Origin of the sequence: Pseudomonas sp. CP-1, assembly GCF_021213715.1 — a bacterium.
Lineage (GTDB): Bacteria > Pseudomonadota > Gammaproteobacteria > Pseudomonadales > Pseudomonadaceae > Pseudomonas > Pseudomonas aeruginosa.
Genome location: NZ_JAJQKY010000002.1, coordinates 518,593 through 537,679, shown reverse-complemented (window position 1 = coordinate 537,679; position 19,087 = coordinate 518,593). Strand labels below are relative to the sequence as shown.

The window sequence follows — 19,087 nt, the reverse complement described above, 5'->3', positions numbered from 1 at the left end:
GGGGAATCGATGCCGGTCATCCTACCCGAGTGGCGCGCGGATGAAAAAAAACCGCCGCTTCTTTATAGTGACCGATCCGTTTAGCTCTCAGCCGATAAGCCGAACCCATGTCCGAACCACGCAAGATCCTCGTTACCAGCGCCCTCCCCTACGCCAACGGTTCCATTCACCTGGGACACATGCTGGAGTACATCCAGACGGACATGTGGGTGCGCTTCCAGAAGATGCGTGGCAACCAGGCCGTCTACGTCTGCGCCGACGACGCCCACGGTTCGGCGATCATGCTCCGCGCCGAGCGCGAGGGCATCACCTCCGAGCAACTGATCGACGCCGTGCGCGCCGAGCACATGGGCGACTTCGCCGACTTCCTGGTGGACTTCGACAACTACCACTCGACCCACTCGGAAGAGAACCGCGAGCTGTCCAGCGCGATCTACCTGAAACTGCGCGACGCCGGGCACATCGACACCCGCCCGGTGACCCAGTACTTCGACCCGGAAAAGCAGATGTTCCTCGCCGACCGCTTCATCAAGGGCACCTGCCCGAAGTGCGGCACCGCCGACCAGTACGGCGACAACTGCGAGGCCTGCGGCGCGACCTACGCCCCGACCGAACTGAAGGACCCGAAATCGGCGATCTCCGGCGCCACCCCGGTGCTCAAGGAATCGCTGCACTACTTCTTCAAGCTGCCGGACTTCGAGGCCATGCTCAAGCAATGGACCCGCAGCGGCGCCCTTCAGGAGTCGGTGGCCAACAAGCTCGCCGAGTGGCTGGACAGCGGCCTCCAGCAGTGGGACATCTCGCGCGACGCGCCGTACTTCGGCTTCGAGATTCCCGACGCTCCCGGCAAGTACTTCTACGTCTGGCTGGACGCGCCGATCGGCTACATGGCCAGCTTCAAGAACCTCTGCGCGCGGCGTCCCGAGCTGGACTTCGACGCGTTCTGGGGCAAGGACTCCAGCGCCGAGCTGTACCACTTCATCGGCAAGGACATCGTCAACTTCCACGCGCTGTTCTGGCCGGCCATGCTCGAAGGCGCCGGCTACCGCAAGCCGACCGCGCTGAACGTGCACGGCTACCTGACCGTGAACGGCCAGAAGATGTCCAAGTCGCGCGGCACCTTCGTCAAGGCGCGCACCTACCTCGACCACCTGGACCCGGAATACCTGCGCTACTACTACGCGTCCAAGCTCGGCCGCGGCGTCGAGGACCTCGACCTGAACCTCGAGGACTTCGTGCAGAAGGTCAACTCCGACCTGGTCGGCAAGGTCGTCAACATCGCCAGCCGCTGCGCCGGCTTCATCCACAAGGGCAACGCCGGCGTGCTGGTCGGCGCCGATCCGGCGCCGGAGCTGCTCGCCGCCTTCCGCGAGGCCGCCCCGGGCATCGCCGAGGCCTATGAGGCCCGCGACTTCAATCGCGCCATGCGCGAGATCATGGCCCTCGCCGACCGCGCCAACGCCTGGATCGCCGAACAGGCGCCTTGGGCGCTGGCCAAGCAGGAAGGCCAGCAGGACAAGGTCCAGGCCGTCTGCGGCCTGGGCATCAACCTGTTCCGCCAGTTGGTGATCTTCCTCAAGCCGGTGCTGCCGAAGCTGGCCGCCGCCGCCGAAGCCTTCCTCAACGTCGCCCCGCTGACCTGGGCCGACCACCGGACCCTGCTGGCCAACCACCAGCTGAACCCATTCCAGCCCCTGATGACCCGTATCGAGCCCGCGAAAGTAGAAGCCATGATCGAAGCCTCCAAGGAAGACCTCGCCGCCGCCGCATCCCAACCCGCCGGCAACGGCGAGCTGGTCAAGGAACCCATCGCCGCGGAGATCGACTTCGACGCTTTCGCCGCGGTCGACCTGCGCATCGCCCTGATCGAGAAGTGCGAATTCGTCGAAGGCGCCGACAAGCTGCTGCGCCTGTCGCTGGACATCGGCGACGCGAAGCGTAACGTGTTCTCCGGGATCAAGAGCGCGTATCCCGACCCGAGCGCCCTGGAAGGCCGCCTGACGCTCTATGTGGCCAACCTGGCGCCGCGCAAGATGAAGTTCGGGGTGTCCGAGGGCATGGTCCTGGCCGCCGGCCCAGGTGGCGAGGAGATCTACCTGCTGAGTCCGGACAGCGGTGCCAAGCCGGGCCAGCGCGTCAAGTAACGCAGACCACGAAGCCACGGAGGGCTCGATAGAATGAACGCATGGAAGCTTGCCGCCGGCGTCCTGCTGGCGGCGCTCTACGGATGCTCCGCCGAACACGCCGAAAGCGTCTCCGGCAATACCGGTTTCCAGGGCGAGACGGGCAAACCCGGCACCGCCCTCGCCTACGAACACCGCGTCGGCATCCGCCTTCCCGCCGCGCGTATCGACGCGCAACTCGCCGCCAGCCGCGACGCCTGCAACAGCGAGCGCTTCGGCCAGTGCGACGTGCTCGCCATCGAACAACGCGGCGGTATCGGCCATTACGCCGAACTCACCGTGCGCATCGTCCCGGACGGCGTGGAGAAGCTGGTCGCGGCCGCTGCCGAGGGCGGCACGCTGGAAAGCCGGCAGACCCGCGCCGAGGACCTGGCCCAGGCGGTCGCCGACACCCGCCAGCAACGCGAGCGCCTGCAACGCGAGTACCAGACCCTGCAGCAATACCAGGGGCGCAAGGACATGAGCGTCGGCGACCTGCTGGCCCTGGCCAAGGAAATCGCCGCGGTGGAAGCCCAACTGGCCGACAACGCCCAGGCCGGCGCCCAGCAGCAGCGGCGCATCGCCACCAACCTGCTGACCCTGAGCTTCAGCAGCGAGGCGCAGCCGGACAGCCGCCTCGGCCAGCTCGCCACGGCCGCCGGGCAACTGCTCGACGACCTTGTCGATGGCACCATCGCCGCGATGAAGTTCTTCGCCTACAGCCTGCCGTTCCTCGTCGTGCTGCTGCCGCTGGGCCTGTTGCTGCGCGGCCTGTGGCGCTGGCTGCGGCGGCCCGGCAAGAACGAGGCGCGCTGAGCCCAGGCATACGGGCGGACCGGGAGGGTCCGCTCTTTCGCCCAGGACCGCCTGACGGGCCTGGCAACTCACAAGGAGGAAGACCGATGACCGCCACCAGCGACCTGATCGAGTCACTGATTTCCTATAGCTGGGACGACTGGCAGGTGACCCGCCAGGAAGCCCGCCGGGTGATCGCCGCGATCCGCAACGACAACGTGCCCGATGCGACCATCGCCGCACTCGACAAGAGCGGCTCGCTGATCAAGCTGTTCCAGCGGGTGGGCCCACCGGAACTGGCGCGCTCGCTGATCGCCAGCATCGCCGGGCGCACCACCATGCAGCGCTACCAGGCACGCAATGCCTTGATCCGCAGCCTGATCAACAATCCCCTGGGCACCCAGACCGACAACTGGATCTACTTCCCCACCATCACCTTCTTCGACATCTGCGCCGACCTCGCCGACGCCGCTGGCCGCCTGGGCTTCGCCGCGGCCGGCGCCACCGGGGTAGCCAGCCAGGCGATCCAGGGTCCGTTCAGCGGGGTCGGCGCCACCGGCGTCAATCCGACCGACCTGCCGTCCATTGCCTTCGGCGACCAGCTCAAGCTGCTCAACAAGGACCCGGCGACCGTCACCAAGTACAGCAACCCGCTCGGCGACCTGGGCGCCTACCTGAGCCAGCTTTCGCCGCAAGACAAGCTGAACCAGGCACAGACGCTGGTCGGCCAGCCGATCAGCACGCTGTTCCCCGACGCCTATCCGGGCAACCCGCCGTCGCGGGCCAAGGTCATGTCCGCGGCTGCGCGCAAGTACGACCTGACGCCGCAACTGATCGGCGCGATCATCCTCGCCGAGCAGCGTGACCAGACCCGCGACGAAGACGCCAAGGACTATCAGGCGGCAGTCAGCATCAAGAGCGCCAACACCTCCATCGGCCTCGGCCAGGTGGTGGTCTCCACCGCGATCAAGTACGAGCTGTTCACCGACCTGCTCGGCCAGCCGGTGCGCCGCGGCCTGTCGCGCAAGGCGGTCGCCACCCTGCTGGCCTCCGACGAATTCAACATCTTCGCCACCGCCCGTTACATCCGCTACGTCGCCAACCTGGCGTCGCAACAGGACCTGCGCAAGCTGCCGAAGACCCGCGGCGCATTTCCCTCCATCGATCTCCGCGCCTACGCCGGCAATCCGCGCAACTGGCCGCGGGACAATGTCCGCGCGCTGGCCTCGGAATACACCTCGCGGCCCTGGGACGACAACCTGTCGCCGGGCTGGCCGATGTTCGTCGACGATGCCTACGCCACCTTCCTCGATCCTGGAATGAGGTTCCCATGAAGACAGTCGCCCTGATTCTCGCCAGCCTCGCCCTGCTGGCCTGCACCGCGGAGTCCGGGGTGGACTTCGACAAGACCCTGACCCACCCGAACGGCCTGGTGGTGGAGCGCCCCGTCGGCTTCGACGCGCGGCGCAGCGCCGAGGGCTTCCGCTTCGACGAAGGCGGCAAGCTGCGCAACCCACGCCAACTGGAGGTCCAGCGCCGGGACGCGCCGCCCCCGCCCGACCTGGCGAGCAGGCGCCTAGGCGACGGCGAGGCGCGCTACAAGGTAGAGGAAGACGACGGCGGCTCCGCAGGCAGCGAATACCGCCTGTGGGCAGCCAAGCCGGCGGGCGCGCGGTGGATCGTGGTCAGCGCCAGCGAGCAGAGCGAGGATGGCGAACCGACCTTCGCCCTGGCCTGGGCGCTGCTGGAGCGGGCCAGGTTGCAGTGAGCGCGACCCCGGGAGACGCTGCGGCAGTCCGTCTCCCGGTCTTTCGTACGTGTTTGCGCTAGCCTTGCAGGGCAATCCCACCCGATAATAGGGGATTTCCCCGACGGCCCCGGCCCTGCAACGAATGCTTCGCGTATGACTGAACTCGCCCTGATCCTGGTCAGTGCCATCCTGGTCAACAACTTTGTCCTGGTGCAGTTCCTCGGCCTGTGCCCGTTCATGGGCGTGTCGCGGAAGATCGAGACGGCCATCGGCCTGTCCCTCGCCACCACCTTCGTCCTGACCCTGGCGGCGATGTGCAGCCATATCCTGCAACGCTACGTGCTGCGCCCGCTGGACCTGGAGTACCTGCGCACCATCGGCTTCATCCTGGTGATCGCGGTGGTGGTGCAGTTCACCGAGATGCTGGTGAAGAAGACCAGCCCGCTGCTGTACCGGGTGCTCGGCATCTTCCTGCCGCTGATCACCACCAATTGCATCGTCCTCGGCGTCGCCCTGCTCAACGCCAACAAGGCTGAATACGGCTTCCTCCAGGCCACTACCCAGGGCTTCGGCGCCGGGCTGGGCTTTTCCCTGGTGCTGGTGCTGTTCGCCGCCCTGCGCGAGCGCATCGCCATCGCCGACGTGCCGGCGCCGTTCCGCGGCGCGGCCATCGGCATGATCACCGCCGGCCTGATGTCGCTGGCGTTCATGGGCTTCAGCGGGTTGGTCCGGCCATGAACGGCGTGTTCCTGGCGATCGGCGCGCTGCTGCCGATCTGCCTGGCCGGCGGTGCGCTGCTCGGCTATGCGGCGGTGCGCTTCCGCGTCCAGGGCGACCCGGTCGCCGAGCAGGTCAACGCCCTGTTGCCGCAGACCCAGTGCGGCCAGTGTGGCTACCCCGGCTGCAAGCCCTACGCCGAGGCGATCGCCGCCGGCGACAAGATCAACAAGTGCCCGCCGGGCGGCGAAGCGACCATCCGCGCCCTCGCCGACCTGCTCGACCTGGAGCCCGAGCCGCTCGACGCCGCCGAGGAAACCCCGCCGCGGGTAGCCTACATCCGCGAGGCCGAATGCATCGGCTGCACCAAGTGCATCCAGGCCTGCCCGGTGGACGCCATCGTCGGCGCCGCACGGTTGATGCACACGGTGATCGCCGACGAATGCACCGGTTGCGACCTGTGCCTGGAGCCCTGTCCGGTGGACTGCATCGAGATGCGCGAGATACCGGACGACGTGCGCCACTGGAAATGGCCGCAGCCGTCGCCGCGACTGATCGCCAGCGACCGGGAGCGAGCGGCATGAGCGCCCTGCACGCCTTCCCCGGCGGCCTCTGCCTGCCGGCCAACAAGGAGCGCTCCACCGCCCTGCCGATCCAGCAGGCGCCGCTGGCGCAGCGCTACATCGTGCCGCTCGGCCAGCACATCGGCGCGCCGGCGCGGCCTTGCGTGGAAGTCGGCCAGGCCGTACTCAAGGGCCAGACCATCGCCCTCCCGGACGGCACCGTCAGCGCCGCGCTGCATGCCCCGACCTCGGGTACCGTGGTGGCGATCGGCGCACACCCCTATCCGCATGCCTCCGGTCTTCCCGCGCCGGCCATCGTCATCGCCAGCGACGGCCTGGAGCGCTGGACCGAGCTGCATCCCTGCCCGGACTTCCGCGCCGAAAGCCCGCTGGCGTTGCTCGAACGCATCCGCGCGGCCGGCATCGGCGGTCTCGGCGGCGCCGGCTTCCCCACCGCGGCCAAGCTCGCCGCGCGCCCGGCGGAAAAGATCCATACGCTGGTGGTGAACGGCGCCGAATGCGAGCCCTACATCAGCGCCGACGACCTGCTCATGCGCGAGCGCGCCACGCAGGTGCTGGGCGGCATCGATATCCTGGTGCAGATCCTGCGCCCCGAAGAGGTGCTGGTCGGCATCGAGGACGACAAGCCGGAAGCCATCGCCGCCCTCGGCGCCGCCCTCGGTGAACGGCCCTATCGCATCGTCGCCCTGCCGACCCGCTATCCCTCGGGCGGCGAGCGCCAGTTGATCCAGTTGCTCACCGGCAGGGAAGTCCCGGCGGACGGCCTGCCGGCGGACATCGGCATCCTGTGCCAGAACGTCGGCACCCTGGCCGCCGTGCACGATGCCGTCGTCCTCGGTCGGCCGCTGATCTCGCGGATCACCACCCTCGCCGGCGGCGCCCTGGAGCGGCCGATGAACGTCGAGGCGCTGATCGGCACGCCGGTGCACGAGCTGCTGGCGTTCGCCGGCCTCGCCGAGGGACGCCTGGAACGCGTGCTGATGGGCGGGCCGATGATGGGCTTCGCCCTGCCCGATCTCTCGGTGCCGCTGATCAAGACCTGCAACTGCCTGCTCGCCGGCGATGCCACGGAGCTGCCGGAACCAGTGCCGGCCATGCCCTGTATCCGCTGCGGCGACTGCGCCCAGGTCTGCCCCGTCAGCCTGCTGCCACAACAACTGCATTTCTTCGCCCTGGGCGACGAGCACGAGCAATTGCTCGCCCACAACCTGTTCGATTGCATCGAATGCGGCGCCTGCGCCTACGTCTGCCCGTCGAGCATTCCCCTGGTGCAGTACTACCGCGCGTCCAAGGCGGAGATCCGCGAGCAGCGGCAGAAGTTGCTGAAGGCCGAACAATCCCGTGAGCGTTTCGAGCAACGCCAGGCTCGCCTGCGCCGCGACGAGGAGCGCCGGGCCGCAGAACGCGCCCAACGCGCCGAGAAGGCCGCGCGGGCGCGCGCCGCCCAGGCCGAGCGCGAGGAAGCCGCCCCCGCCACGGCGGTCGACCCGGTGCAGGCGGCGATCGAGCGGGCCAGGGCGCGCAAGCAGGCCGGTAGCGGCAGCGAACGACTGAAACGGCTGAAGATCGAAGCGAGCATGGCGCGGGTGGCCCTGAAGAAGGCCGAGAAACAGTTGCTCAGCCACGACACCCCGGAACAGCATGGCCTGGTCGCGGAACTGCGCGCCGCCGCCGAGGCCGCCGACAAGGCCCTGGCCGATGCCGAAGCCAGCCTGCCGCGCGACCTACCCAGCGCACCGCCTGCCGCGCTCGACGACGAAGCCGAACTGAAGAAGGCCAAGGCCCAGGCCGCCATGGCCCGCGCCCAGCTCAAGCGCTCGGAAAAGGCCTTCGGCGAAGCGCCCGGCGCCGAACAGCGGGCGACCCTCGACGAACTGCGCGCCGAGGTCGAGCGTTGCGAAGCCACCCTGGCCCGCCTCGAGCGTCACGCGCCGAAGCCCGCGGCGCCCCGCGACGACGGCCAGGCGGCGCTGAAGCGGGCGAAGATCGCCCTGGTCGGCAAGCGCGCGGCCTTGAAGAAGGCCGAGCAGGCCGGGGTGATGGACAGCGAGCTGGAACGCCTGCGCGGCGAGCTGCAAGCCGCCGAGCGCGACCTGCATGCCGCCGAGGACGCCTGCGGCAAGCCGGCGCCGGAGCTGGTGTGGATCGACAAGCGCCCGGTCGACCCGCACACCCGCGAGCTGAAGACCGAGCTGGCCTACGCCCGCGCCGCCCTGAAGAAGCTCGAACGCCTGGCGAACGCCGACCCCGCCGCACTCGCCGCCGCCCGCGCGCGCCTGAGCGCCGCCGAGCGCGCCCTGACCGAACACGGTACGGAGTGACCATGGCCCTGCCCCGCCCCACCTCGCCCCACGCCCGCGGCTCCAACCGTACCCCGGCGATCATGCGCCTGGTGCTCGGCGCCTGCGTCCCCGGCCTGCTGACGCTGACCTGGCTGTACGGCCCGGGCACCCTGCTCAACCTGGCCTGGGCCAGCCTCGTCGCGCTGGCCTGCGAAGCCGCCATGCTGGCCCTGCGCAAACGTCCGCCGGGGGTGTTCCTCAAGGACGGCAGCGCGCTGGTCACCGCCCTGTTGCTGGCAGTCGCCCTGCCGCCCTACGCCCCCTGGTGGCTGACCCTGGTGGCGACCTTCTTCGCCCTGGTATTCGGCAAGCACCTGTACGGCGGCCTCGGACAGAATCCGTTCAACCCGGCGATGCTCGGCTACGTCGTGGCGCTGGTCTCGTTTCCCCTGGAAATGACCCGCTGGCCCTCGCCGGACAGCGCCCTCGGCCTGCCCGACAGCCTCCGCGAATTCCTCGGCCTCGCTAGCCGGCCGGACGCCTGGGCCCACGCCACCGCCCTCGACGTGCTGAAGACCGACCGCAGCCTGACCGTCGACGAGCTGTTCGCCGGCAACCCGGCCTTCGGCCACCTCGGTAGCGCCGGCAGCGAGTGGGTCAACCTGGCGTTCCTCCTCGGCGGCCTGTTCCTGCTCTGGCGCCGGCTGTTCACCTGGCACGCGCCGCTGGGCATGCTCGCCGGCCTGTTCGCCATGAGCCTGCTGTTCTGGAATGGTTCCGGCTCCGATTCCCATGGCTCGCCACTGTTCCATCTGTTCAGCGGGGCGACCATGCTCGGCGCCTTCTTCATCGTCACCGACCCGGTGTCCGGCGCCACCAGCAATCGCGGGCGGCTGGTCTTCGGCCTCGGCGTCGGCGTCCTCACCTACGTCATCCGCGCCTGGGGCGGCTATCCCGATGGCGTGGCGTTCGCCGTGCTGCTGATGAACCTGGCGGCGCCGACCATCGACTACTACACCCGGCCGCGCACCTACGGCCATCGCAAGGCCGAGCGCGGCTTCAAGGCAGGCGACTGATGGACGCTGCGACTCGCCGTTCGATGCTGCGCAACGCCCTCCTGCTCGGGCTCTTCGCCCTGGTCGGAGTGGGCCTGGTAGCACTGGTGCAGCAATTCACCGAAGCGCGCATCGCCGAAGCCCAGCGCGAGGCGCGCGGCCGCGCCCTGCTGGAACTGCTGCCGCCGGGCAGCTACGACAACCATCCGCTGGACAGCCAGGTGCCAACCTTCGCGCCGAAGCTGCTCGGCCTGGATGCGCCGCGTCCGGCCTATGTCGCCCGCCTGCACGGCCAGGCCAGCGCAGTGATCCTCCAGGCCAGCGCGCCGGATGGCTACAGCGGCGCCATCCAGCTACTGGTCGGGGTCACCGCCCAGGGCCGGCTGCTCGGCGTACGGGTCGTCGCGCACAAGGAAACCCCCGGCCTCGGCGACCGCATCGAACTGGCCAAGAGTCCCTGGGTGCACGGTTTCGACGGCAAGAGCCTGGGCGATCCGGCGGACGCCGGCTGGGCGGTGAAGAAGGACGGCGGTACGTTCGACCAGTTCGCCGGCGCCACCGTCACCCCGCGCGCCGTGGTCCGCGCCGTGCACAAGGCGCTGCGCTACTTCGACGCCAACCGCGAACGCCTGCTCGCCCCCGAAGAGGCTGCCGGACATGAGTGAACAAGATTTCCGCGAGATCGCCCGCAACGGCCTGTGGCGCAACAACCCGGGTCTGGTCCAGTTGCTCGGCCTGTGCCCGCTGCTGGGCACCAGCAACTCGACGGTCAACGCCCTCGGCCTGGGCCTGGCCACCATGCTCGTGCTGGCCTGCTCCAATGCCGCGGTATCGTTGGTGCGCGGCGCGGTGAGCGAGGCGATCCGGCTGCCGGCGTTCGTCATGATCATCGCCGCGCTGACCACCTGCATCGAACTGCTGATGCAGGCCTGGACCTACGAGCTGTACCAGGTCCTCGGCATCTTCATCCCGCTGATCACCACCAACTGCGTGATCCTCGGCCGCGCCGAGGCCTTCGCGGCGAAGAACGGCGTGCTGCGCGCCAGCTTCGACGGACTGCTGATGGGCCTCGGCTTCGCCCTGGTCCTGCTGGTCCTCGGCGGCCTGCGCGAGCTGCTCGGCCAGGGTACCCTGCTGGCCGACATGCACTTGCTGTTCGGCCCGGCGGCGGCGGACTGGAAGATCCAGCCGTTCCCGCAGTACCAGGGCTTCCTGCTGGCGATCCTGCCGCCGGGCGCGTTCATCATGCTCGGCCTGCTGATCGCCCTGAAGAACCGTATCGATGAAAGCCTGGCGGAACGCGCCAAGGTGCAGGCGGGCGACGTACCCGCCACCCAGCGCCAGCGCGTCCGCGTCACCGGAGTGATTGAATGAATGCCGCCAAGCGCGCGGAGATCTTCCGCCGACTGCACGAAGACAACCCCGAGCCAAGGACCGAACTGGCCTACACCACCCCCTTCGAACTGCTCATCGCGGTGATCCTCTCCGCCCAGGCCACCGACGTCGGGGTGAACAAGGCCACCGCCCGCCTCTATCCGGTGGCCAACACCCCCGAGGCGATCCACGCCCTCGGCGTCGAGGGGCTGTCGGAGTACATCAAGACCATCGGCCTCTACAACAGCAAGGCGAAGAACGTCATCGAAACCTGCCGCATCCTCATCGAAAAGCACGGCGGCCAGGTTCCCGACAACCGCGAGGACCTCGAAGCCCTGCCCGGGGTTGGCCGCAAGACCGCCAACGTGGTGCTCAATACCGCCTTCCGGCAACTGGCCATGGCGGTGGACACGCATATCTTCCGCGTCGCCAACCGCACCGGCATAGCACCGGGAAAGAACGTTCTGGAAGTGGAGAAGAAACTGCTGAAGTTCGTGCCGCGCGAGTACCTGCTCGATGCCCACCACTGGCTGATCCTGCATGGCCGCTACGTCTGCAAGGCGCGCAAGCCGCAATGCGGAAGCTGCCGGATCGAGGACCTGTGCGAATACAAGCACAAGACTTCAGACGATTGATCAACTATTCGAAATCCTATCTTTACGATTGAAAAAATCTTTTTTACCAGCCACGGCTTTGTCGCTATAAGGTGCGCCATTACCACCCCATAAGTTGGAGTGAATGTCATGGCAAAAGCCAAAGAAGAACTCGAGATCGACGACGAAGCCGGCGTTGAAGAGGATGACGGCGAGGAAACCAGCGTCGAGGTGGCCAAGACCAACCTGACCAAGCGTCGCATCATCGACAACCTGCTGGAAGAACGCCGCCTGCAGCGCCAGTTGTCGGACTACGACTTCGACCTGTGAGAGCGCCGCCCACACCGCAAGCAAGCCCCGCAATTGGCGGGGCTTCGTTTTTCCGGCGGCCATGAAAAGCCCGCCGAAGCGGGCCTGAACACCAGTGCGATCGAGCCGAGACCGCCATGCCCAGCCGGCACGCGCCGGGCGGCGGCCACGGCAACCGCTATCCGACGGTTGCCGTCCCGGCCGTCCCAGATAACGCCCTCAGGGTCGCAGTTCGAACAGCGCCGGCAGCGGCGGCCACTCCGAAGGCACCTTGCGGAAGCGACTGAAGCCGGCGGCCTCGGCCATCTGCCGCGCGCGGTCCTCGCCCATGAAGGCGCCGAGACCCTCGCCGCCGTGGGACAGCGAACAGGTCATGCAATACAGCGTGCTCTGCGGGTACATCACGCGACCGAACAGGTTCATGTTCTCGTGCAGTTCCTGCGACAGGTTGAGTTCCACCATCAGGTAGGTCCCATCGTCGGCGGTCGACTCGCGCAGGTCCTTCATCATCTGCTGCGGGTCGGTCGCGTCGTGGATGACCACGAAGGTCGTGACGAAGTCGAACTTCTTGCCCGCCAGCGCATCGGAATCGCTGACCTCGAAGCGCACCCGGTCGCCGACCCCCGCAGCCTCGGCGTTCGCCCGCGCGCGTTCGATGGACGGCGCGTGGAAGTCACAGCCATAGACCTGGGCTTCGGGGAACGCCTTGGCCATCATGATCGCGGCCAGCCCGCTGCCGCAGCCGAAATCGAGCACGCTGCCACCCGCCTGGAGCTTTTCCTTGACGCCATCCAGCGAAGGAATCCAGTGCTGCACGAGGAAGTGCTTGTACCAGGGCATGGTCATGCGCTCCATGCCTTCCCAGGTTTCCAGCGGGAAGGATTCCTCGGGGCAACCGCCGCCGCAGCGGAAGGCCTCGATGATCTTCGGCGCCATGCTCACGAAGGGCACGCTCAACTGGATGATCCCGCCGGCGAAATAAGGCGAGTCCTCGTCGGCGAGCACCGGGACGAACTCGGCCGGCAACCGATAGCTCCTGCTCTGCGGATCGTAGGCCAGGTAGTTGCCGGTGACCATGCTGCCCAGCCATTCGCGCAGGTAGCGGGTGGTGTAGCCGGTCTGCTGCGCCAGCTCCTCCAGGGTCACCCATTGGCCATGGGCGAGCGCCTTGAACAGCCCCAGGCGGTCGCCGATGTAGAGCATCGCGCCGCGCAGGGTATTGCCGTAGTCCTCCATGATCCGCGCTGAAAACTGCTTGACCTTCGCGGTTTCGATCTCGTTAGCCTTTGTCATTCTTGTTCTCCGTTGATGTGCAGTACCGCCGCCTCTGGCGGCGGGTGATTCAGTGGTGGCTGGCGACCTTGTCCAGCACCTTGTCGACGATGGTCCCGGCCATGCCGAGATGGCTCCGCGGCTCGAACAGCCTGGCCAGGGTTTCCTTCGGCATGACGGCGCCCACCCGCGGATCCGACTCGAGCGCCTGGCGCATCGGAATCCGCTTGCGCTGGCAGGCCTGGGTGATCTCGAAGATGATTTCGTAAGCGCTGCTCTTGCCCAGTTGCTTGGCCATCTCGAAGACGAACGCCTCGGTACAGATCGCATCGCTGTATGCATTCGCCGTCCGCGCCATGGTCTCGTCGTGGACCGTGAGCCCGTCGATGGTGTCGGTCAGCAGCGACAGCGCCATCAGCGCATAGTGGGAAACGTCCGCCACCGCACACCATTCCAGGCGCGTGCCGCGGTAGTCCCGCTCGTGCTCGAGGATCATGGCGTCCAGCGCGAGCAGGACCTGGGCCTTGGCCAGCCTGGCCAGCACCACAACCTGCTCGCAGCCTTCCGGATTGCGCTTGTGGGGCATGGTGCTGCTACCGATCTGCTGCTGCGTCCAGCCCACCTCCAGCTCGCCGATCTCCCAGCGGTTCAGGGTGCGGATCTCGTCGGCGATCCGCGCCAGGGACGCGGTGACCATGGCCAGGGTACTGACGAACTCGGTAACCCGGTCGCGGGACACGTGCCAACCCGCCAGCGGCACGTCCAGCGACAGCCGCCGCGCGAAGCTTTCGAGCAGGAGCATGGCCTCGTCGCCGAAGGCGGCCATCGTGCCCACGCCGCCGAACAGTTGCACCACCAGGATCCGCTTGCGCGCCTCGCCCAGGCGTTCGCGGTGACGCAGCAACTCGTCGATCCAGCCGGCCACCTTCAGCCCGAAGGTGGTTGGCAACGCCGGGATCGAGTGGGTCCTGGCGACCATCAGCGCATTGCGGGTCCCGCTCGCCAGCACCGAGAGCCGGTCCAGGAGGATGTCCAGCGCCCGCTCCGTTTCATCCAGCACATCGCGCATTTCCAGGGACTGCGCGGTGTCCTGGATATCCTGCGTGGTCGCGCCGAAATGCACGTACTCGCGCGCGCTGGGGCTGCAGTTCCGTTGCAGCGCACCCAGCAGGGGCATCAGCGAGTGCCCGGTGCTGGCCACGCCGTCGGCGATCTGCTGCAGGTCGACGGCCGAAAGCCTGGCGGCCTTCGCGATCTCCAGCGCGGCCTCGGGCGGAATGACGCCGACATCGGCCTGCGCCAGCGCCAGCGCCGCCTCCACGTCGAGCCAGCGTTGCAGGCGGCAGTGGCTACAGAAGATCCGTCGGCTCACCGGACCGGCGTAGCCGCCGCCATGGGTTTTAGAGTCAACGATGTGACTGTGTTCGTGCTTGCAGGACGACTCGGCCGGTGCGCCGCCGAAGCTCTGCGGATGCGCGGTGCACGAGGAACGGGCAAGCATTTCCAGCGATTCAGCATCCATCACCTATCCTCCATCACGTACTGGGACTGACCGGGATTTCCTTGGGAAGAGGCGGCGCCTTCGGGCCTGTCGCCCGACGCGCCGGTTCGTGGTTTGTCGGCGACCAGGTCGACCATCTCCGCGGCGAGGCCGACGTAGCCGACGGGGTCGAGCAGTTCTTCGAGCGCCTCGGCGCTGAAACAGCCGCGCAACCTTGGCTGCCCGAGCAGCGCCTCGCGGAACGGAACGCCCTGCCGCTGGGAGGCCTGGGTTATCTCATGGAGCAGTTCGTGGGCGGTCTGCTTGCCGAACTGCCCCGCCAGCGCGAGCATGACCCGCTCCGACAGGATCAGCCCACCCAGGAGGTCGAGGTTGGTGCGCATGCGTTCCTCGCGCACCTCGAGCCCCTCGGCCAGCACCGCCTCCATGCGGGTCAGCAAGGCGCCGGCGTAGACGAACAGCTCCGGCAACGCCGCCCACTCGATGCGCCAGGCGGTGCCGTCGCGCTCGTGCAACTGGAACGCGGCATCGGTGAGCGCCACCATCTGCGCCCGCACCAGCCGCGACAGCGCGCTGACCAGGTCGACCGACGACGGGTTCCGCTTGTGCGGCATGGTGCTGCTGCCCACCTGTCCCGGCCGGCTGCCCTCGCGTACCTCGTCGATTTCGCTGCGCTGCAGGTGGTAGATCTCGTTCGCCACCCGGCCCAGCGTCACCGACACCTGGACCAGCAACCCGGCAACCTCCAGCACCCGGTCCCGGGCGCTGTGCCAACTGGTCGACGGCGCGCCGAGGCCAAGCCTGGCCAGGGTTCGCCGCTGTAGCTCGAAGCCCTGGGCGCCGAACGACGCCAGGGTTCCCACGGCACCGGTCAGGTTGCCGACCAGGACGCGTTCGCGCGCTTCGTCGAAGCGCGCCAGGTGACGGTCGATTTCATCCACCCAGACGGCGACCTTGTAGCCGAAGGTCGTGGGCAGCGCCTGCTGCCCGTGGGTGCGTGCAACCATCGGCGTGTGCTGGTGGCGCAGGGCAAGCGCCAGCAGATGGCCACGGATCGAGTGCAGGAGCCCGAGCGCATGGCCCCAGGCTTCCTTGACCTGCAGCATCAGCCCGGTGTCGAGGATGTCCTGGGTGGTCACGCCATAGTGCACGTACTCCCCCCAGCTACCCTCGCACGACCTCGCCAGGGCGCGGATGGTAGGCACCAGTAGGTGCCCTGTCTCCAGGCTTTCGCGGCCCAGTTGGGTAAGGTCGAAGCGCTCCACCTGGGCGGCGCGGTCGATCTCCCGCGCCGCCTCGTGGGGGATGATGCCCATCTCGGCCTGGGTCGCCGCCAAGGCTCGCTCGACATCCAGCCACCTCCGCACCTGGTTGGTATCGGAAAAGATCGCGGCGAATGCCGGGGACGAGTAGGCGCCCCCGTGTATACGGGATTCCGTAATGTGACTTGGCATTTTCGAGTGCTCGCTTTGTCCCGGTGGAAGTCACTTGACGCTCTGCATCTCTTCCCAGATCGCGTCGTAATAGGCCCTTTCCACACGGAAGTGCTGCGATAGCGAGGTCAGGAACGCATTCTGGAACTGCACGTCCGGAATCCGCCGCGCGATGAGTTGCCATTCGCGCTTGGCCCGCGGCGGTACGAGGCTGATGTGGACCTTGTAGTACTCCGCCTGGTCCTCGCTCAGGCCGGCCTGGAGCAGGGCCCGATAGAGCTTTTCGTGGTTCCCCGGCACGACCAGTTCGGTGATGTAGAACACCGCCAGCCCCCAACCGACCTCGGCATGCCGGAAGGCACGGGCGCGATTGTTCAGATAGGCGATTTCCTCGGGCATCGTCGAGACGGCCTGGAAGTCCGCCTCCAGGCCGATGGCCTCGAGCAGCTTGGCCAGCAGGCGCGGATGCGAACCCTTTTCGTCTTCCTCGCCCAACTCGCCATAGAGGTAACGCGCGAGCGCCGCGGCCTCGTCCACATCGGTCAGGTTGACCAACAGGTCGGCCGCATCGCGGTACAGGCGGAAGGTGCGGAACCACTGGTGACGGAGGAACACCTGGAGCTGCGCGCGGGAGGCCGAGCCGGAGAACACGTACTGCGACATCGGGTGCCGCTCGCGGGACTGCGCGGCGATTTCCTGTTCGAGACGCTTCTGGAAATCCTCCTCGGACAGCGCCCTGGAAAGATCGGCGGCGGGCATGAAACGCTCTTCGACGCGATAGATCGCCCGGGCCAGCCAACGCCGGGTCTGGGCGGTCGCCACGTCGTCGCTCAACGAAAGGACGTAGAGCAACTGCTGGTACGCGGCATAGGCCTGGCGGTCGCCCTTGAGCCCTGCCTCGGCCAGCGCGGCCAGCTTGCTCGCGGCGCTATCGATCTGGCGGGAAGTAGCGTGGACGGCCAGCGCATCGGCAACGATGCGTGCTTCATCGATGGGCAGGTTCTGCAACTGCGGCAGGGAAAAATTGCGGGTATTCATCCTGTACTCCTTGTTCTTGTTCTGGATAGGCATCAGGCCATGGCCAGGGAATTCGCCTGCATCTGCTCCCAGAGCAGGTCGAAGTAGGCCCGGTTGATTTCGAAGTGGCGCGCCAGCGACTGCATGAACTTGCGCTGGAAGTCTTCGCTCGGCGCGAACTTGGCGATCAGCGCCCACATCTCCTCGGTATCGATCTCGTCCTGGGTGCCGTGCAGGCGATGGAACTCGCTGGGTTGCTCGGGCACGCCCAGGCGCTGCAGGAGTTCGTAGATGCGCCGGTGGTTGACGCAGCTCACCGACTCGACCGCGTACAGGAGCGCAAGGCCCCAGGCGACATCGGTGTGCCGCACGCAACGGATACGGTTGTTGAGGTAGGCCTTCTCCAGCGGATGCAGCGCCGGGAAATCGATGCGCAGCGGAATGTCGAAGTAGGTCATCAGGTGGGACAGCAACGCGGGGTGCGAGCGCTCCGGCGTCTCCGCCCCGGCCTCGCCGTAGAGGTTGCGGTAGAACACCGAGGCGTCCTCGATGTTTTCGAAGCGGAAGGCCAGCTCCGCCAGGAGGCTGTAGAAGTTGTAGGAACGGACCCAATGGTGTTCCAGGAAGAAGCGCACGTCCTCGACCGGCGGCGTGCCCTGGAACAGGTGGACCGACATGGGATGGCGCACCCGGCTGCGCGCCTCGATCTCGGCGTCGACCTTCTTGCGGAACTCCTCCACCGGGACGGCGCTGAAACCGGCCGGCTCGGGAGCGAAACGATCCTCGACCAGGTAGACCTGGCTCGCCATCCAGCGGCGGGTCGGCTCCGTATGCGGATCGCTGCCTACGTGCAGTTCCAGGAGCAACGCCTGGTACTGCGCGTAAGCCGAAGCATCACCGCCCAGGCCTTTGGCCGTGACCGCGAGAATCGCCTCGAGCGCGAGCGAGATCTGGTCCAGGGAGGCACCCGGTTTCAAGGCTTCAGCCAGGAGAACCGATGCATTTCGGGCAGGTTCCGACATTGTCCGCTGGGGGCGGATATTCATATCGGAGGAAGAATTGCAGCATTGCTGTAACGGATTTGAAGTCATTTGGATCACCCTTGTTTTTGTTGTTGTGCGGGGCGACCGTAAAGCTTGCCACGGTGGCAAGGTCAAGCAATGCAGCGGCCTTGTCGGCGGACAACGGAGTTCGCCGAAAGGTGCTCTTCGATAACACTGGATGCGCTGCGAAAAACCCCGAGCTAAAGGCCTGCGAATCCATCGGAGAATAACTTTTAGGGTTTCCTGTCAGCGCCTCTTGCCGTTCACATAACTGTCACCTCGCGGCCGACTGAAATATTGATTTACAAATTCCAAAGAGTTCTTTCCACAATAGCCAAGCGCCATTGATGGCATATGGACGCGGACTTCAATGAAAATCATTTTCCTATTGCCGGCACTGGGCGAAACGCTACTATCCGACCCTACGCCTGCGTCATGCCCATGCACTCAACGGCCCTCCGGATAACCGGCCTCGCTCAACGCCTTGAGGAATGCGTGCTTGTCCAGAGTGCTCTCGACCCTGGCCTCGCGCCGAGGGGGATCGGTCTCTACGCGCGCCTGGGGATCGACGCCGTGGAGGATACGGGTGACAGTCTTGGCACAACCGCCGCAGGTCATGTTCGGAATATGGAAAGAAAACATCGCAACCTCCTGGTTTGTTGACTCCTGCGAACCATGAGTCCTGCCATCGTGACAAGGTCAACTCATAAATCTCTCAGGTAAACCAAACTTTCAAAAATTCATATGAATAGTTCCAGAGGTTATTCCGCAAACTTAAAACAACGAGCAAAGCCAAGTTCGAACATATAGAACAACTCCGCCCGACAACCGAGATACCGCGTCAGCCAGCTCCACTCACCATTGAGGAACCTCTCGACGATATTCTCCGTGCGGCGCGAGCGCAGAGGCACAGGAGTGACTTCATCCAATAAGAAACGGCGGGCAGCCGGAACGTACCTGAAGAACAGTGAGAAAGTAATACTTCCCCACTCTTCTGAACATTGAATTCCCGAGCAGATACTTTCCATCTGCCCTCTTCACTCATCCATCTGAATGAACTACCGAAAAAGAGTTCGGAACCGACTTATCGATAAGGCGGACAGGGACGAGTGATCCGCGCCAGGCAATCCGTACTCCCGGGGTTCGCCAAATAACCGGAGGACGCGCCGCACGGCCCTCGACCCAGGCAGTCGAGCGAAG

Annotated in this window: 20 protein-coding genes; 12 read left to right on the top strand and 8 right to left on the bottom strand. The window is 66.6% G+C overall.

Annotated features, from left to right (window positions below):
- The first annotated feature begins 107 nt into the window (after positions 1-107).
- From metG to LT948_RS06260, 12 genes are all read left to right on the top strand, one after another.
- A complete protein-coding gene (metG, locus tag LT948_RS06315) occupies positions 108-2,144 on the top strand; it encodes a methionine--tRNA ligase (protein WP_003092021.1) in 2,037 nt (678 codons plus the stop codon).
- A gap of 33 nt (positions 2,145-2,177) precedes the next feature.
- A complete protein-coding gene (locus tag LT948_RS06310; protein ID WP_003111060.1) occupies positions 2,178-2,978 on the top strand; it encodes a DUF4349 domain-containing protein in 801 nt (266 codons plus the stop codon).
- Between the two features lie 86 nt (positions 2,979-3,064).
- The gene (gene tse3, locus LT948_RS06305; protein WP_003092026.1) at positions 3,065-4,291 is read left to right on the top strand and encodes a type VI secretion system effector muramidase Tse3; all 1,227 of its coding nucleotides are present in this window, start codon (positions 3,065-3,067) and stop codon (positions 4,289-4,291) included.
- Entirely contained in the window at positions 4,288-4,725 is a 438-nt protein-coding gene (tsi3, locus tag LT948_RS06300; RefSeq protein WP_003092029.1) for a T6SS effector muramidase immunity protein Tsi3, read from the top strand. Before tse3 ends, tsi3 begins: the two co-directional genes overlap by 4 nt.
- 135 nt (positions 4,726-4,860) lie before the next feature.
- Positions 4,861-5,445, top strand: coding sequence for an electron transport complex subunit RsxA (gene rsxA, locus LT948_RS06295; protein WP_003092041.1), 585 nt, complete (start codon positions 4,861-4,863; stop codon positions 5,443-5,445).
- Positions 5,442-6,008 (top strand): electron transport complex subunit RsxB, encoded by a 567-nt coding sequence (gene rsxB, locus LT948_RS06290; RefSeq protein ID WP_003103780.1) that lies wholly within the window; start codon positions 5,442-5,444, stop codon positions 6,006-6,008. The genes rsxA and rsxB overlap by 4 nt, the downstream gene beginning before the upstream one ends.
- On the top strand, positions 6,005-8,329 hold the full coding sequence (gene rsxC / locus LT948_RS06285) for an electron transport complex subunit RsxC (RefSeq protein WP_033995648.1): 2,325 nt from the start codon (positions 6,005-6,007) through the stop codon (positions 8,327-8,329). The genes rsxB and rsxC overlap by 4 nt, the downstream gene beginning before the upstream one ends.
- 2 nt (positions 8,330-8,331) lie before the next feature.
- Entirely contained in the window at positions 8,332-9,366 is a 1,035-nt protein-coding gene (locus tag LT948_RS06280; protein ID WP_009313620.1) for an RnfABCDGE type electron transport complex subunit D, read from the top strand.
- A complete protein-coding gene (gene rsxG / locus LT948_RS06275; protein ID WP_003092047.1) occupies positions 9,366-10,010 on the top strand; it encodes an electron transport complex subunit RsxG in 645 nt (214 codons plus the stop codon). The genes LT948_RS06280 and rsxG overlap by 1 nt, the downstream gene beginning before the upstream one ends.
- On the top strand, positions 10,003-10,719 hold the full coding sequence (locus LT948_RS06270) for an electron transport complex subunit E (protein WP_003092049.1): 717 nt from the start codon (positions 10,003-10,005) through the stop codon (positions 10,717-10,719). The genes rsxG and LT948_RS06270 overlap by 8 nt, the downstream gene beginning before the upstream one ends.
- Positions 10,716-11,354, top strand: a complete 639-nt coding sequence (gene nth / locus LT948_RS06265; RefSeq protein ID WP_003092050.1) for an endonuclease III — start codon at positions 10,716-10,718, stop codon at positions 11,352-11,354. Before LT948_RS06270 ends, nth begins: the two co-directional genes overlap by 4 nt.
- 108 nt (positions 11,355-11,462) lie before the next feature.
- Positions 11,463-11,642 carry a PA3496 family putative envelope integrity protein gene (locus LT948_RS06260; RefSeq protein WP_003092052.1) on the top strand — a complete coding sequence of 60 codons (180 nt, stop codon included), beginning with the start codon at positions 11,463-11,465 and terminating at the stop codon, positions 11,640-11,642.
- Between the two features lie 198 nt (positions 11,643-11,840).
- Here LT948_RS06260 and LT948_RS06255 read toward each other — a convergent pair whose 3' ends face one another.
- The 8 genes from LT948_RS06255 to LT948_RS06220 all read right to left on the bottom strand — a co-directional run bounded on the left by LT948_RS06255 (position 11,841) and on the right by LT948_RS06220 (position 18,915).
- On the bottom strand, positions 11,841-12,914 hold the full coding sequence (locus tag LT948_RS06255) for a class I SAM-dependent methyltransferase (RefSeq protein WP_003092054.1): 1,074 nt from the start codon (positions 12,912-12,914) through the stop codon (positions 11,841-11,843).
- A gap of 49 nt (positions 12,915-12,963) precedes the next feature.
- On the bottom strand, positions 12,964-14,415 hold the full coding sequence (locus LT948_RS06250) for a class-II fumarase/aspartase family protein (RefSeq protein ID WP_033995646.1): 1,452 nt from the start codon (positions 14,413-14,415) through the stop codon (positions 12,964-12,966).
- Positions 14,415-15,848 (bottom strand): adenylosuccinate lyase, encoded by a 1,434-nt coding sequence (gene purB / locus LT948_RS06245; protein ID WP_003138129.1) that lies wholly within the window; start codon positions 15,846-15,848, stop codon positions 14,415-14,417. The genes LT948_RS06250 and purB overlap by 1 nt, the downstream gene beginning before the upstream one ends.
- 30 nt (positions 15,849-15,878) lie before the next feature.
- Entirely contained in the window at positions 15,879-16,865 is a 987-nt protein-coding gene (locus LT948_RS06240) for an HOASN domain-containing protein (RefSeq protein ID WP_003110004.1), read from the bottom strand.
- A gap of 32 nt (positions 16,866-16,897) precedes the next feature.
- Positions 16,898-17,890, bottom strand: a complete 993-nt coding sequence (locus tag LT948_RS06235) for an HOASN domain-containing protein (RefSeq protein ID WP_232197073.1) — start codon at positions 17,888-17,890, stop codon at positions 16,898-16,900.
- Positions 17,826-18,029, bottom strand: coding sequence for a hypothetical protein (locus tag LT948_RS06230; protein WP_172036657.1), 204 nt, complete (start codon positions 18,027-18,029; stop codon positions 17,826-17,828). The genes LT948_RS06235 and LT948_RS06230 overlap by 65 nt, the downstream gene beginning before the upstream one ends.
- Before the next feature lie 305 nt (positions 18,030-18,334).
- Positions 18,335-18,529: a heavy-metal-associated domain-containing protein gene (locus LT948_RS06225; RefSeq protein WP_003122179.1), complete on the bottom strand. Its 195-nt coding sequence runs from the start codon at positions 18,527-18,529 to the stop codon at positions 18,335-18,337.
- A 119-nt stretch (positions 18,530-18,648) separates the two neighbouring features.
- Positions 18,649-18,915: a hypothetical protein gene (locus LT948_RS06220; RefSeq protein ID WP_124089312.1), complete on the bottom strand. Its 267-nt coding sequence runs from the start codon at positions 18,913-18,915 to the stop codon at positions 18,649-18,651.
- Positions 18,916-19,087 lie beyond the last annotated feature (172 nt).

Bases quoted from the DNA above. Each gene is read 5' to 3' on its own strand.
- rsxG (WP_003092047.1), top strand. From the start codon at position 9,366: ATGGACGCTGCGACTCGCCGTTCGATGCTGCGCAACGCCCTCCTGCTC.
- LT948_RS06240 (WP_003110004.1), bottom strand. From the start codon at position 16,865: ATGAATACCCGCAATTTTTCCCTGCCGCAGTTGCAGAACCTGCCCATC.
- tsi3 (WP_003092029.1), top strand. From the start codon at position 4,288: ATGAAGACAGTCGCCCTGATTCTCGCCAGCCTCGCCCTGCTGGCCTGC.
- LT948_RS06280 (WP_009313620.1), top strand. From the start codon at position 8,332: ATGGCCCTGCCCCGCCCCACCTCGCCCCACGCCCGCGGCTCCAACCGT.
- LT948_RS06225 (WP_003122179.1), bottom strand. From the start codon at position 18,529: ATGTTTTCTTTCCATATTCCGAACATGACCTGCGGCGGTTGTGCCAAG.
- LT948_RS06250 (WP_033995646.1), bottom strand. From the start codon at position 14,415: ATGGATGCTGAATCGCTGGAAATGCTTGCCCGTTCCTCGTGCACCGCG.
- LT948_RS06255 (WP_003092054.1), bottom strand. From the start codon at position 12,914: ATGACAAAGGCTAACGAGATCGAAACCGCGAAGGTCAAGCAGTTTTCA.
- rsxC (WP_033995648.1), top strand. From the start codon at position 6,005: ATGAGCGCCCTGCACGCCTTCCCCGGCGGCCTCTGCCTGCCGGCCAAC.
- tse3 (WP_003092026.1), top strand. From the start codon at position 3,065: ATGACCGCCACCAGCGACCTGATCGAGTCACTGATTTCCTATAGCTGG.
- rsxA (WP_003092041.1), top strand. From the start codon at position 4,861: ATGACTGAACTCGCCCTGATCCTGGTCAGTGCCATCCTGGTCAACAAC.
- LT948_RS06235 (WP_232197073.1), bottom strand. From the start codon at position 17,890: ATGAATATCCGCCCCCAGCGGACAATGTCGGAACCTGCCCGAAATGCA.
- metG (WP_003092021.1), top strand. From the start codon at position 108: ATGTCCGAACCACGCAAGATCCTCGTTACCAGCGCCCTCCCCTACGCC.
- nth (WP_003092050.1), top strand. From the start codon at position 10,716: ATGAATGCCGCCAAGCGCGCGGAGATCTTCCGCCGACTGCACGAAGAC.
- rsxB (WP_003103780.1), top strand. From the start codon at position 5,442: ATGAACGGCGTGTTCCTGGCGATCGGCGCGCTGCTGCCGATCTGCCTG.
- purB (WP_003138129.1), bottom strand. From the start codon at position 15,848: ATGCCAAGTCACATTACGGAATCCCGTATACACGGGGGCGCCTACTCG.
- LT948_RS06270 (WP_003092049.1), top strand. From the start codon at position 10,003: ATGAGTGAACAAGATTTCCGCGAGATCGCCCGCAACGGCCTGTGGCGC.
- LT948_RS06310 (WP_003111060.1), top strand. From the start codon at position 2,178: ATGAACGCATGGAAGCTTGCCGCCGGCGTCCTGCTGGCGGCGCTCTAC.
- LT948_RS06220 (WP_124089312.1), bottom strand. From the start codon at position 18,915: ATGGAAAGTATCTGCTCGGGAATTCAATGTTCAGAAGAGTGGGGAAGT.
- LT948_RS06260 (WP_003092052.1), top strand. From the start codon at position 11,463: ATGGCAAAAGCCAAAGAAGAACTCGAGATCGACGACGAAGCCGGCGTT.